The organism is Salmonella sp. 32082101201600294FB01SM01 (genome assembly GCF_017572865.1).
GTDB classification, from domain to species: domain Bacteria; phylum Pseudomonadota; class Gammaproteobacteria; order Enterobacterales; family Enterobacteriaceae; genus Salmonella; species Salmonella enterica.
The window spans coordinates 1,411,525-1,425,579 of the sequence record NZ_JAGESB010000001.1; the positions used below are offsets into that span (position 1 = coordinate 1,411,525).

At 50.0% G+C, this 14,055-nt stretch carries 12 protein-coding genes and 2 pseudogenes; 12 read left to right on the forward strand and 2 right to left on the reverse strand.

The annotated features are described in order from the left end of the window. Nucleotides 1–126 precede the first annotated feature (126 nt). From sapC to sapF, 3 genes are read left to right on the forward strand one after another with little or no spacing between them, the layout of a single operon-like run. Nucleotides 127–1,017: a peptide ABC transporter permease SapC gene (gene sapC / locus J4645_RS06865; RefSeq protein ID WP_001146150.1), complete on the forward strand. Its 891-nt coding sequence runs from the start codon at nucleotides 127–129 to the stop codon at nucleotides 1,015–1,017. Continuing rightward, on the forward strand, nucleotides 1,017–2,009 hold the full coding sequence (gene sapD, locus J4645_RS06870; RefSeq protein ID WP_001128869.1) for a peptide ABC transporter ATP-binding protein SapD: 993 nt from the start codon (nucleotides 1,017–1,019) through the stop codon (nucleotides 2,007–2,009). The genes sapC and sapD overlap by 1 nt, the downstream gene beginning before the upstream one ends. A 1-nt stretch (nucleotide 2,010) precedes the next feature. Continuing rightward, entirely contained in the window at nucleotides 2,011–2,817 is an 807-nt protein-coding gene (gene sapF / locus J4645_RS06875) for a peptide ABC transporter ATP-binding protein SapF (RefSeq protein ID WP_000230462.1), read from the forward strand. A gap of 15 nt (nucleotides 2,818–2,832) precedes the next feature. Here the strand turns inward: sapF and J4645_RS06880 are convergent, their stop codons facing one another. Then, nucleotides 2,833–3,540: an EAL domain-containing protein gene (locus tag J4645_RS06880; protein WP_001527637.1), complete on the reverse strand. Its 708-nt coding sequence runs from the start codon at nucleotides 3,538–3,540 to the stop codon at nucleotides 2,833–2,835. Nucleotides 3,541–4,005: 465 nt separating this feature from the next. After that, nucleotides 4,006–5,379, reverse strand: a complete 1,374-nt coding sequence (gene steC, locus J4645_RS06885; protein ID WP_024147112.1) for an SPI-2 type III secretion system effector kinase SteC — start codon at nucleotides 5,377–5,379, stop codon at nucleotides 4,006–4,008. A 34-nt stretch (nucleotides 5,380–5,413) separates the two neighbouring features. Here steC and J4645_RS06890 point away from each other — a divergent pair, with 34 nt between their 5' ends. From J4645_RS06890 to osmB, 9 genes and pseudogenes are all read left to right on the forward strand, one after another. Continuing rightward, entirely contained in the window at nucleotides 5,414–5,554 is a 141-nt protein-coding gene (locus J4645_RS06890) for a hypothetical protein (RefSeq protein ID WP_043942882.1), read from the forward strand. Between the two features lie 13 nt (nucleotides 5,555–5,567). Beyond that, a pseudogene (locus tag J4645_RS06895) lies at nucleotides 5,568–5,868 on the forward strand (hypothetical protein). Nucleotides 5,869–5,985: 117 nt separating this feature from the next. Next, a complete protein-coding gene (gene fabI / locus J4645_RS06900) occupies nucleotides 5,986–6,774 on the forward strand; it encodes an enoyl-ACP reductase FabI (protein WP_000506501.1) in 789 nt (262 codons plus the stop codon). A 199-nt stretch (nucleotides 6,775–6,973) separates the two neighbouring features. Next, nucleotides 6,974–7,951 (forward strand): annotated as a pseudogene (locus J4645_RS06905) (CMD domain-containing protein); the annotation flags it as partial. A gap of 244 nt (nucleotides 7,952–8,195) precedes the next feature. Continuing rightward, a complete protein-coding gene (locus tag J4645_RS06910; protein ID WP_000485041.1) occupies nucleotides 8,196–10,130 on the forward strand; it encodes an exoribonuclease II in 1,935 nt (644 codons plus the stop codon). Between the two features lie 261 nt (nucleotides 10,131–10,391). After that, complete coding sequence (gene pdeR, locus J4645_RS06915) at nucleotides 10,392–12,374, forward strand: cyclic di-GMP phosphodiesterase (protein WP_000977605.1); 1,983 nt, start codon at nucleotides 10,392–10,394, stop codon at nucleotides 12,372–12,374. Between the two features lie 121 nt (nucleotides 12,375–12,495). Then, a complete protein-coding gene (locus J4645_RS06920) occupies nucleotides 12,496–12,675 on the forward strand; it encodes a hypothetical protein (protein ID WP_001279854.1) in 180 nt (59 codons plus the stop codon). 86 nt (nucleotides 12,676–12,761) lie between these two features. Next, nucleotides 12,762–13,514: a DNA-binding transcriptional regulator YciT gene (locus J4645_RS06925; RefSeq protein WP_001088594.1), complete on the forward strand. Its 753-nt coding sequence runs from the start codon at nucleotides 12,762–12,764 to the stop codon at nucleotides 13,512–13,514. 258 nt (nucleotides 13,515–13,772) lie between these two features. Further along, complete coding sequence (osmB, locus tag J4645_RS06930) at nucleotides 13,773–13,991, forward strand: osmotically-inducible lipoprotein OsmB (RefSeq protein ID WP_000481166.1); 219 nt, start codon at nucleotides 13,773–13,775, stop codon at nucleotides 13,989–13,991. Nucleotides 13,992–14,055 lie beyond the last annotated feature (64 nt).

The window sequence follows — 14,055 nt, forward strand, 5'->3', positions numbered from 1 at the left end:
ACATTTTGCATAATTGATAACCTCAAAGTGCACAAAATTAAAACACCAACGCTCGATAACCAATTGATAATGTTTTAAAATTTCAAAAGACATAAAGCATGGTAAACAAAAATAAAACGAGTAAATATGCCTTACGATAGCGTCTACAGCGAAAAGCGCCCGCCAGGCACCCTGCGTACTGCCTGGCGCAAATTTTATAGCGACGCGCCTGCGATGGTGGGTCTGTATGGATGCGCCGGTCTGGCGTTGTTGTGTATTTTTGGCGGCTGGATCGCGCCCTATGGTATCGATCAGCAATTTTTGGGCTATCAGCTACTGCCGCCCTCCTGGTCACGCTATGGCGAAGTCTCCTTTTTTCTGGGGACTGACGATCTGGGGCGCGATGTGCTGAGCCGCCTGTTAAGCGGCGCGGCGCCCACGGTCGGCGGCGCGTTTATCGTAACGCTGGCGGCTACGCTATGTGGATTAGTCCTCGGCGTAGTGGCAGGCGCGACGCACGGTTTACGCTCTGCCGTACTGAACCATATTCTGGACACGCTGCTTTCCATCCCTTCGCTCTTGCTGGCGATTATCGTCGTGGCATTTGCCGGCCCACATCTGTCACACGCGATGTTTGCCGTCTGGCTGGCCCTGTTGCCGCGAATGGTACGTTCCGTCTATAGCATGGTGCATGATGAACTGGAAAAAGAGTACGTCATTGCCGCCCGTCTGGATGGCGCGACAACGCTGAATATTCTGTGGTTCGCCATTTTACCGAATATTACCGCCGGTCTGGTCACCGAAATTACCCGGGCGCTGTCGATGGCGATTCTGGACATCGCCGCGCTGGGATTTTTAGATCTCGGCGCGCAGCTTCCCTCTCCTGAATGGGGCGCCATGTTGGGGGATGCGCTGGAGTTAATCTATGTCGCGCCGTGGACCGTTATGCTACCCGGCGCGGCGATAACGCTCAGTGTTTTACTGGTAAACCTGCTCGGAGATGGGATTCGTCGTGCGATTATTGCGGGGGTGGAATAATGCCGTTACTGGATATCCGCAATCTCACCATTGAATTTAAAACCAGCGAAGGTTGGGTAAAAGCGGTCGATCGCGTCAGTATGACATTAAGCGAAGGTGAAATTCGCGGCCTGGTAGGTGAATCGGGTTCCGGAAAGAGCTTGATTGCTAAAGCTATTTGCGGCGTCGCGAAAGACAACTGGCGAGTCACTGCCGACCGTATGCGTTTTGATGATATCGATCTGCTGCGCCTCTCCTCTCGTGAACGGCGTAAGCTGGTCGGGCATAATGTGTCGATGATCTTCCAGGAGCCGCAGTCGTGCCTTGATCCTTCCGAACGCGTCGGCCGCCAGTTAATGCAAAATATTCCCGCCTGGACCTATAAAGGCCGCTGGTGGCAGCGTTTAGGCTGGCGTAAACGGCGTGCTATTGAATTACTGCACCGGGTGGGAATTAAAGATCATAAAGACGCGATGCGCAGTTTTCCCTATGAACTGACCGATGGCGAGTGTCAGAAAGTCATGATCGCTATCGCGCTGGCGAATCAACCGCGACTCCTGATCGCTGATGAACCCACCAACTCAATGGAACCGACGACGCAGGCGCAAATTTTTCGCCTGCTGACCCGACTGAATCAAAACAGTAATACCACCATTCTGTTGATTAGCCACGACCTGCAAATGCTGAGTCAGTGGGCTGACAAAATCAACGTTTTATACTGCGGCCAGACGGTAGAAACCGCGCCAAGTAAAGATCTGGTGACGACGCCACATCATCCTTATACGCAGGCGCTTATCCGCGCGATTCCGGATTTTGGCAGCGCGATGCCGCATAAAAGCCGTCTGAATACGCTGCCGGGCGCGATCCCGCTACTGGAGCAGTTACCGATAGGTTGTCGTCTGGGGCCGCGCTGCCCTTACGCGCAACGAGAATGCATTATCACGCCACGCTTAACCGGCGCGAAAAATCATCTCTATGCCTGTCATTTTCCGCTGAATATGGAGAGAGAGTGATATGGTGGAAACTCTGCTTGAAGTGCGCAACCTGAGTAAAACCTTTCGCTACCGGACAGGATGGTTTCGCCGCCAGACCGTCGACGCCGTGAAACCATTAAGCTTTACGCTTCGTGAGCGTCAGACTCTGGCCATTATTGGCGAAAACGGTTCCGGCAAATCCACGCTGGCAAAGATGCTGGCCGGCATGATTGAACCCACCAGCGGCGAGCTTCTTATTGACGATCATCCCCTGCATTACGGCGACTATTCGTTTCGAAGCCAACGTATTCGAATGATTTTTCAGGATCCCTCAACGTCACTGAATCCACGTCAACGTATTTCGCAGATCCTTGACTTCCCCCTGCGCCTTAATACCGATCTGGAGCCGGAACAGCGGCGCAAACAGATTGTCGAGACGATGCGTATGGTGGGGCTATTGCCCGATCATGTGAGCTACTACCCGCATATGCTGGCGCCGGGGCAGAAACAGCGTCTGGGCCTGGCCCGCGCGCTGATTTTACGCCCTAAAGTCATTATCGCGGACGAAGCGCTGGCTTCGCTTGATATGTCCATGCGCTCGCAGCTCATCAATCTGATGCTTGAATTGCAGGAAAAGCAAGGCATCTCCTATATCTATGTCACGCAGCATATCGGCATGATGAAGCATATTAGCGATCAGGTATTAGTGATGCATCAGGGGGAAGTGGTTGAACGCGGCAGCACCGCCGATGTGCTCGCCTCTCCGCTACATGAGCTTACCCGCCGTTTAATCGCAGGCCATTTTGGCGAGGCGCTGACCGCTGACGCATGGCGAAAGGATCGCTAAGCGAAACAAATACCCTCAGTTCGATTCTCTGAGGGTGTTCATGCGACTGCCCAACAGCAATGTTTCAACCTCTTCTAACGCAACGGAAGGAAATAACGTGCCCTGGGTTGCCCAAATGCCTGCCGTTTTTAACACCGGCAAATAGCGTGTGTTTTCCTGGCCCCCCACCACGATCTTGTCACAATAACGCCGGATATGTTTGACAAGCAGCGGAAACGTCATTTTTTCAATTTGTGAGACAAAAAAGCTGCGATCAAGTTTTACGCCGCTAAAACACCCGCAAACTAATGGCGCAGCGGTTGCGTTCCCTACGCCCAGGTCGCCCAGCCATAATGGATTAGGTTGTTTATGAAGCGCGTGTATTAAAGGATCGACTAAGACGTTATCTTGACATGAAAAATGTTCAGCGACCTGCAGCTCCACAAATAGCATGGCGTGTAGTAATGCGTGAATATCTTTGTCCTGAAGGACAAGCTGCGCCATACCCCGATCGATATTTACGATACAGAACAGGCCGTGGCGTAGAAACCAGCCATGTTTGGCCGCGATTGTCCGCAACAGATCAAGCAGAAAACGGCGCTTCTGCGAATTGTCCCATGACGAGATAACAAACTCAGGGTGTAGCGGACGAGCGGGCGACGATGCAAAATGGGTAATAATTTCGACACCCAGTAAATCCCCCTCCATTGCCCTTATCGGCTCTGCCATAAAAAAATAGCGCATGTGACCACTCCACTTGATCTTAACTCCCTGATAATGCGCTTTTAACGCAAATCAATCAATAAAAACGATCAATATATAAAAAATGATCGAAAAAAACAATATATGTTAACTTCATGATAACTTGCTAATTTTATGTTTTGAGAATGTTCTTCTATTGCTATAAGGAAATTTACATACTACGCCAAACAACGCTAATACGACGGCAAGAGACCATCCGTAAAGCCGGGGTCTTCTTGCCAGGTAGAGGGGAAAAATCAAGGCGAGTTAATGTTGTTGCACCATCGCGAGGCATTTCATCCACTATGGCGGCGCGGCATCACCAACCGTACTTGCGAGTTGCATCTCCGCTGCAGGCTGTCCAAATCCCCTGAACGACCTTTAAACGAATAGCAACTCTCAATAATTGATCGGCAAATCTGTAGCGAATGAGCCCCGGCGATTCGCAGAAAAGAACGGAACTAAATGCTATTTTTTTAATTCATTCTTTAATACTTTAGCCACAAGAGTCCCTTCCTCCGGCGCGGCTAGTTTAAAACGTCTTCCTGACGCAGGTGTTTGTTCTTCCTCTCCGATTAACTCATCAAGCTCTGTAATAAGTGACTTATAATATTCAATATCTTCAGTATTTCCTTCGGTCTCGGCCTGCTTTAATTTTATCAGGTAACGGGCCTTAATTTGCTCTTCCAGTTGCCTTGTTGCAAGAGAAACGCTTCGCTGTTGCCGGGATTCTTGTGACAGCACGATTTGATCGCCATCCACAAAGAAAAGTACCCCCTCTTTAACCAGAATATTACCTAAGTTATCTATATCATGCATATAAACCCCCCGGGATTCAAGAAGCGCCTCCGCCATTCTATAGTTATCTTCATCTTCAATATCGAACTCCTGACCTTCAATATATTTTGAAACTAAAACCGTAACGTCTTTACCATTAATATTCATGATGGCCGAACGAGAAAAATCCTTGTCGCCATTGGCCATGTTCAAATACTTACTGACACGATCAGGATGACAATTACGATGTTCCGGAGAGTTAACATCCACTTTTATTCCCCGCTCATTAATTGGAATTTTAACAACAAAGTCTTCATGTAACCGATAGACTGTCCCATAACTTCCGCTACCTATTTTATTTTTTTCAATATCACGCATGCGAATATTTTTCTGAAACTCCGGCGAGTTAATAAACGCCTCTATTGCCGCTGGTTGTGATGCATCCGTCTGATCAGTAGCGCAGCTCTCATCACCAGACGCCGTGGCGGGCGTGGTCAGGAAGTCTATCAAACGATGCTCAAAAGCCTCATAGATCCCATTACTACCTGCTTCGCTCGGCGGCTGGTTATCATTATCTAAAGCGGCAAGCGTAATTTCCCCATTATTATAATTAAACATCGTTTCTTTTAAAAAATCGACGCAACGCTCAGAACACTCCGTCTCGGTCACTAATACTCCATCGTAAAACAGTTTTAGTAGTAACGTATTTTCTTGATACGCTAATACCTCTACAGTGTATTTATCTCTTGTTTCAGGTCTGGAGGCATCAATCAGTTTAATATATCCAAGAAGGGGGCGCCATCGTGTACAGTCTTCATCTCGCCTCGAAAATGGTCGTAGCGAGAAAGGCTTCGTAATATCGGGACGCTCGTTTTTTTGGCACAGTAGATTATATATCTCTTTATAATCAGAAATTAAACTTCGACTGGTAAATATATTCCTGAAAAAATCTATGAATTTCTCATACGTTGAAAAAACATGCTCTTTTTTATTATCGATGATATCTCTTAAATACCTTTCTGATATCTGGCAACTATGATTTCCGATCTGAAATGTAAACGGCATATGTCTCATCCTCTGAAAATTTATTATAATACACATGCAAACATATAAAAACCCGATTTGTAACTACTGTAATCACCTGATTTCCAAAATTTTTCATATTAAGTATTACTCTGCATCAATAAATAGAGAAAACCTTCAGCACCTAAAAAAGAAATTATTTTTGTTAAGCATTTGATGGTTAAAATTACATGTCCATAACATCGCTAATAGGTGAGGTAAACCATTCGGATGAATATTCAGGCTTCCTACAGAACCTTTATTTGTCTGGTGGAAGGTGCATCGCTATGCGTACTTGCTATCCGTCCCGGTGTCTCTGGTTGGATGAGGCGAACCTTACACCAGCTGGTATACTGCAGCGTAGGGCCTGTCCCATTAGACTCTTTGATTTGCCAGTTTGGCCCTGGGGAGTGCTCAAAATCCTCAGGGACTTCGTTACCGTGTGGTTTTAGAACGTCACCTGCCGGAGATAGCGGCGGAAAAATAGCGTGACACACGGGGTCAGGAGTGAGATATAATTTCAGACTAATTTCGAATAATGTTGAAAAGTTGCTGTTAACCATTGTTCGTAAAAGCAAAAAATAAGCAATGACTATAAGGATTAAAGCTATGGGTTTTCTTTCCGGTAAGCGCATTCTGGTCACTGGCGTGGCCAGTAAACTGTCCATCGCCTACGGTATCGCACAGGCGATGCACCGCGAAGGAGCTGAACTGGCGTTCACCTACCAGAACGACAAACTGAAAGGCCGCGTAGAAGAATTTGCTGCCCAGCTGGGTTCCAGCATCGTTTTACCGTGTGATGTCGCTGAAGATGCCAGCATTGACGCTATGTTTGCGGAGCTGGGTAACGTTTGGCCGAAATTTGACGGTTTCGTACACTCAATTGGTTTCGCGCCTGGCGATCAGCTGGACGGCGATTATGTTAATGCGGTTACCCGCGAAGGCTTTAAAATCGCTCACGATATTAGCTCTTACAGCTTTGTTGCCATGGCGAAAGCCTGCCGCACCATGCTGAATCCGGGTTCTGCGCTGTTGACCTTGTCTTATCTGGGAGCGGAGCGCGCCATCCCGAACTACAATGTCATGGGTCTGGCGAAAGCCTCTCTGGAAGCCAACGTGCGTTATATGGCAAATGCAATGGGGCCGGAAGGGGTTCGCGTCAACGCCATCTCTGCGGGTCCAATCCGCACGCTGGCGGCGTCCGGTATTAAAGATTTCCGTAAAATGCTGGCGCATTGTGAAGCCGTTACGCCAATTCGTCGCACCGTGACCATTGAAGATGTGGGTAACTCAGCGGCGTTTCTGTGTTCCGATCTCTCGGCAGGCATTTCTGGCGAAGTCGTCCATGTTGACGGCGGGTTCAGCATTGCGGCAATGAATGAACTGGAACTGAAGTAAGCGCATTAAGTTTATTAGCGGGCGGCACGGCTGTGCTGCCCCATTCCCCTCACTCACCACTCATCTCGTTATATAGCGTTCTGATATTTGTTATCACCTAACAATCTTTCATCCCTTTCCCGCATACGCCAGGATAATCCAGCATAAACGATCCGACGCCGAATCATTATCGATCGCCATTTCATCCTCGGGAAACCCTATGGAACAATGCCGAAAAGCGGGTAAAAGCCACTGGTATCATGAAACACAATCCACTATGTCGTCACAAACCCCGCTTTCGCTAATGCCGGAAGCCGCGTATGTTAACGATCGATTTTTACTGGATTTAGCGGTAGCAGAAACCGCGTTGACGCCTTTTGAGTCATGGTTAAAGCCAGCTCGCCAGTTGGCGGATGTCTTATTTCCCCGCACGGTTCTCAACGACCGGCTTCATACATTTAGCGCCTATGAACGTATGAGCACCGCGCTGACCGCCGCTCAGGTATTTGGGGTTCAGCGTTTGTGCCGCTATTATGCCGCTCGTCTGGCGCCGCTACCCGGCCCTGATGCCTCAAGAGAGAGCAATCAACGGCTGGCGCAAATTACGCAATACGCTCGTCAGCTTGCCGGCTCCCCCTCCGTTATCAATACGCGGGCCCGCGAACAACTTGCAGAGGTGGGATTAACCACCCGGGATACCGTACTCATCAATCAGATCATTGGGTTTATCGGTTTTCAGGCGCGGGTAGCGGCGATATTTCAGGCGTTTTGTCGTCTACCCGTGCGCGAACTGCCCGGCCAGGAGATGCAGCGCTTTGCCAGGGCCGCGCGGTTTCAAAACCCCCAGACGACATGGCAGCCCGCCGCCAGTCTGGTAGAATATCCTCCCGCCCATACCAAAGTTCAGCGGCAATATTCGTCTTCACAATGCCAAATGATGGCACCGGTACTCATCTGCGATCCGTCTTCATTCGCGTTACTCGAACGCATACTGACCAGCACATTACACACTGCGTCGCCCCCCTCTTTACTTCCACTTATCACGCTCCTCACATCACGTATCAACGGCAGCGCCGCCTGCTTTAACGAACAGGCAACCCAACCTGGCGCGTGGCGTCGCGCTGTCATCACGTTACGCCAGGAAGACGACGACATCGCTCGTTGGGAACTTGAGCCTGCGCTGACACAGGCGATACAATGGCTCACCAGAGCGCCCGATCGCTTTAGCGCCGCGCATTTTTTCCCGCTACTCACCAGGGGAGTTTCATCGGAGCAGGCCATTAATATGTTAGGCTGGTGCGGCGTGTGCGGATGGTTAAATCGTTTAAAAATCGCGTTGGGCGAAACCTATTAACTCATCCATTACAGAAAGAGCGCTTGCTGCGCCAGGCAGAATCGCGTAAAACTGTCAGCCGCTCTTTTGGCTACGAAAATAGACGAATATGTTTCAGGACAACCCGCTGCTAGCGCAGCTTAAACAGCAACTGCATTCCCAGACGCCGCGCGCTGAAGGGGTCGTAAAAGCCACGGAAAAAGGCTTTGGCTTCCTTGAAGTTGACGCGCAAAAAAGCTATTTCATTCCTCCGCCGCAGATGAAAAAAGTGATGCATGGCGATCGTATCGTCGCGGTCATCCACACGGAAAAAGAACGGGAGTCTGCCGAGCCGGAAGAACTGATCGAACCGTTCCTGACGCGCTTTGTGGGAAAAGTTCAGGGTAAAAATGACCGCCTGTCCATCGTGCCGGATCATCCGTTGCTGAAAGACGCGATTCCCTGCCGCGCCGCGCGCGGCGTTCAGCATGAGTTCAAAGAAGGTGACTGGGCGGTTGCTGAAATGCGCCGCCATCCGCTTAAAGGCGACCGTTCGTTTTACGCCGATTTAACGCAGTACATCACCTTTGCCGACGATCACTTTGTTCCCTGGTGGGTTACGCTTGCCCGCCACAACCTGGAAAAAGAAGCGCCGAACGGCGTAGCGACGGAGATGCTGGACGAAGGGCTGGAGCGCCAGGATCTGACCGCGCTGAATTTCGTCACTATCGATAGCGCCAGCACTGAAGATATGGATGACGCGCTTTATGCTGAGGAATTAGCGGACGGCAGACTCCAGCTTACGGTGGCTATCGCCGATCCTACCGCCTGGATTGCCGAAGGCAGTAAGCTGGATAACGCCGCGAAAATTCGCGCCTTCACCAACTACCTGCCGGGCTTCAATATTCCTATGCTGCCGCGTGAGCTGTCTGACGATCTGTGCTCACTGCGCGCCAACGAAGTGCGTCCGGCGCTCGCCTGTCGCATGATAATCGCCGCAGACGGCACCATTGACGATGATATCGCCTTTTTTGCGGCCACCATCGAATCGAAGGCCAAGCTGGCGTACGACAATGTCTCCGACTGGCTGGAAAATAACGGCACCTGGCAGCCGGATAACGAAGGCATTGCCCAGCAGATTCGTCTGTTGCACCGTATTTGTCTAAGCCGCAGTGAGTGGCGTCATCATCATGCGTTAGTCTTTAAAGACCGCCCGGATTATCGCTTTGTGCTTGGCGAAAAAGGCGAAGTACTGGATATTGTGGCGGAACCGCGCCGTATCGCTAACCGTATCGTAGAAGAGTCGATGATCGCCGCTAACCTTTGCGCCGCGCGCGTACTGCGCGATAAGCTCGGTTTCGGTATTTACAACGTACATACGGGCTTCGATCCCGCGAATGCCGACGCGCTGGCCGCACTGCTGAAAACGCATGGTCTTCATGTCGATGCCGAAGAGGTGCTGACGCTGGAAGGCTTCTGTAAACTGCGTCGCGAACTGGATGCGCAGCCCTCCGGTTTCCTTGACAGCCGCATTCGTCGCTTCCAGTCTTTTGCGGAAATCAGCACCGAGCCGGGGCCGCATTTCGGTCTTGGTCTTGAGGCTTACGCCACCTGGACCTCTCCCATCCGTAAGTATGGCGATATGATTAACCATCGCCTGCTGAAAGCGGTCATCAAGGGGGAGGCTATTGCGCGTCCGCAGGAAGATATCACCCAGCAAATGGCGGAACGCCGTCGCCTGAACCGTATGGCGGAGCGCGATGTCGGCGACTGGTTATATGCACGCTTCCTTAACGATAAGGCGGGGACAAATACCCGTTTCGCGGCAGAAATTATTGACGTCAGCCGCGGTGGTATGCGTGTGCGACTGGTCGATAACGGCGCTATCGCCTTTATCCCTGCCCCGTTCCTGCACGCCGTTCGCGATGAACTGGTATGCAGCCAGGAAAACGGTACGGTACAGATTAAAGGTGAGACGGTTTATAAAGTGACGGATGTCATTGATGTCACTATTGCGGAAGTTCGCATGGAAACCCGCAGCATTATTGCCCGACCGGCAGCGTAACCACGCTTAGCTCGCTCAACGGCCTTTGCTGAGAAGGCAAAGGCCGTTTCTTTTCTTCTTCTCCCTTCCGTCATGCTCTGCGTTTAATCTTATTCAAGCGCCCCATTTCTTGTTATTTTTAGCTGGCGACTATGCTTTTTCCAGAATCTGGATTACATATGAATACATAGATAAAACAATACGTTCAGCCATAATTACCCTTATTTATAACATGGCTAACCTTTCTTTTCGGGCACCTGGCGCTTAAATGGGATGGTATGCATGATGAAACAGATTCAGGAACAAACGGCGCTAAGTCCCCTTCACTCTCACTGGCGTCTGGCTGATAACCGCAACGTGCTGTATCTCTCCCCGACAGGTGAAACGGATGCAGAAAAAACGGTTGAGCTATCGCCGGAACAAGCCGGGCGTATCCGGGAAATAACGGCGATTACGTCCAGTCTGCTGATAACGTTGTTGATAGAAAAACAGGTTACCGCTGTGCACCTGGTAGGCCGTAAGATTAATAACCGTGAATGGGCTGGCAGCCTGGCAACCTGGCCTGATACGCCTGCCGTCTCGCCAACGCAGGCGCAGGAGCTCTCTTTTGCCGAGCAAATCGTATCAGAAGCCAACTCAGTCATTGCGATACTGGATAGTCGGGGAAAAATCTGTCGATTTAATCGGTTATGCGAAGAGTACACGGGCTTAAAAGAGCAAGATGTAATTGGTCAAAGCGTCTTTAAATTATTTATGAGTCGCCGGGAGGCGGTTGCCTCCCGGCACTACATTGAGAATTTTTTTCGCAATGGCAATGCCTATGAAATCGAACGCTGGATAAAGACCCGTAAAGGCCAACGCCTGTTCTTATTTCGTAATAAATTCGTCCATAACGGCAGCGGAAAAAACGAAATTTTCCTGATCTGCGCAGGCACGGATATCACCGAAGAAAGGCGGGCTCAGGAGCGTTTACGCATACTGGCGAATACAGACACCGTCACCGGCCTGCCCAATCGCAATGCTATCCATGAATTTATTAATCATGCTATTGCCTCGGCTGGCGAGTCGCAGGTGGGTATCGTTTATCTCGATCTGGATAACTTCAAGAAAATTAATGACGCCTATGGGCATATGTTTGGCGATCAGCTCTTACAGGCCGTTTCGCTGGCGCTGTTGAGTTGTCTGGAGGAAGATCAATTGCTGGCCAGACTGGGGGGAGATGAATTCATTGTCCTCGCTGCCCATACGTCTCAGGCCGCGCTGGAAGCAGTAGCCTCACGAATCCTTACCCGGCTGCGGCAACCGTTTCGCATTGGACTCATTGAAGTTTACACGGGATGCGCCATTGGCATTTCGTTGGCCCCCCGGCACGGACAGGACAGCGAAAGTCTCATTCGCACTGCCGACACCGCAATGTATAACGCCAAAGAAGGCGGCCGCGGTCAGTTCTGCGTTTTTTCGCCGGAAATGAATCAGCGCGTATTTGACTATCACTGGCTGGATACAAACCTGCGAAAAGCGCTGGAAAACGACCAGTTACTTATTCACTATCAGCCCAAAATTACCTGGCGCGGCGAAGTACGTAGCCTGGAAGCGCTGGTACGCTGGCAATCGCCGGAACGCGGATTAATTCCGCCGCTGGAGTTCATCTCATACGCCGAAGAGTCAGGACTCATCGTCCCGCTGGGCCGCTGGGTGATTCTGGATGTGGTTCGCCAGATTGCGAAATGGCGCGATAAGGGGATTAACTTGCGCGTAGCCGTTAACTTTTCGGCGCGACAACTGGCCGACCAGACGCTTTTTACTGCGCTTAAACAGGCTTTGTACGATCTGAATTTTGAGTATTGCCCGATCGATGTCGAGCTAACGGAAAGCTGCCTGATCGAAAACGACACGCTGGCGCTATCGGTTATCCAGCAATTTAGTCAGCTCGGCGCTCAGATCCATCTGGATGATTTTGGCACCGGGTATTCTTCGCTTTCTCAACTCGCCCGGTTCCCTATTGATGCCGTTAAACTGGATCAGGCTTTCGTCAGAGATATCCATAAGCAACCGCTGTCGCAATCTCTGGTTAGGGCGATTGTCGCGGTGGCTCAGGCGCTAAATTTACAAGTGATTGCCGAAGGTGTAGAAAATGCTAAAGAAGATGCCTTCCTGACAAAAAACGGCGTCAATGAACGACAGGGTTTTTTATTCGCCAAACCTATGCCCGCCGTTTCTTTTGAACGCTGGTACAAACGTTATCAGACGAAAAAAATGCGTTAATGGCGACGATAATAGGGAGAACAGCCTGTGCAGACAGGCATAGCCCTATTTTTCCCTTCTCTTTTCAGATTAATTTCTGCATCATGAATTGAAACCTTTTCTGACATTAAGGATGACAAACATGTCTGATATCGAAGCACAACGAATTGCCGCACGCATTGATACCGTGCTGGATATCCTTGTTGCTGGCGATTACCACTCGGCCATCAATAACCTTGAAATATTGAGAGCAGAGCTGTTAGATCAGGTTAAAGACGGTATCTCGCCATCCCAGGCTCCCGGGTCGCCCTGGGAAATCTGATAGCGATAATTTGTCCGGGATGGCCGTTAGCCCTTCCCGGCTCTCTAACTGTCTGTTGACTCCTCTTAACGTATAAAATTAATACTATGAACTCCCGACAACAATCAATTTTGCAAATGGTGGTTGATAAAGGCCAGATGAGCGTTGCTGAACTGGCGAAAATTACCGGCGTATCTGAAGTCACGATTCGTCAGGATCTGAATACCCTGGAAAAGCAGAGCTATTTACGCCGTGCGCACGGTTTCGCCGTTTCGCTTGAGAGCGATGACGTAGAGACTCGCATGATGACGAACTACACGCTAAAACGCCGACTGGCGGAGTTCGCCGCCTCGCTGGTCAGTCCAGGGGAATCCGTTTTTATTGAAAATGGCAGCAGCAATGCGCTATTGGCCCGGACGTTGGCGGAACAAAAAGATGTCACGATCATCACCGTGAGCAGTTATATCGCGCATCTGCTCAAAGAAACTCCTTGCGAAGTCATTCTCCTCGGTGGAATCTATCAGAAAAAAAGTGAAAGCATGGTAGGGCCGTTGACGCGACAGTTTATCCATCAAGTGCATTTCAGCAAAGCATTTATCGGTATTGATGGCTGGCAGGCTGATACCGGCTTTACCGGACGCGATATGATGCGATCGGATGTGGTTAACGCTGTTCTGGAAAAAGGCTCAGAAGCGATTGTCCTCACCGACAGCTCCAAATTTGGCTGTGTGCATCCCTATCCCCTGGGCCCGCTCTCTCGCTTCCATCGTGTCATTACGGATTCCAGAATTTCCGCCAGCGATCAAATGCAGTTAGAACATGCAGGGCTGCTAGTCAATGTTATTGGCTCATCCGTTTAAAATATTTCCCGATGGTTTGCCCTATGGCAAATCATCCTCTCTCTAAGACTTTTCTGACACCCCAATTAAGACTATTTACCTGTTGTAACGAGCGTAACGTCGTAAAATTAATATTAGCGAAATAACAGGAAGTGACTATCACCTGCGTGATATACCCCTGCGCAATCAGGTTTTACGGAAAATCTCTTAACAGGTTTTATTTTAACTATAGTTATAGTGAGCTTAATTCCGTGAATCGTTAATTCAGGAGAGAGTATTATGTTTATGACGAGCAAAAAAATGGCCGCTGCTGTGCTGGCAATCACCGTAGCAATGTCTCTGAGCGCCTGCTCAAACTGGTCCAAGCGCGATCGCAACACGGCTATTGGCGCAGGTGCGGGGGCGTTAGGCGGCGCAGTGTTAACGGACGGCAGTACATTAGGCACCCTGGGCGGCGCGGCGGTCGGCGGCGTGATTGGTCACCAGGTTGGAAAATAATCCAGACGTTTAAATATTGAACGGCTCAAAATAATACGTTTATTCTTTTCAGGTCTGGATTACA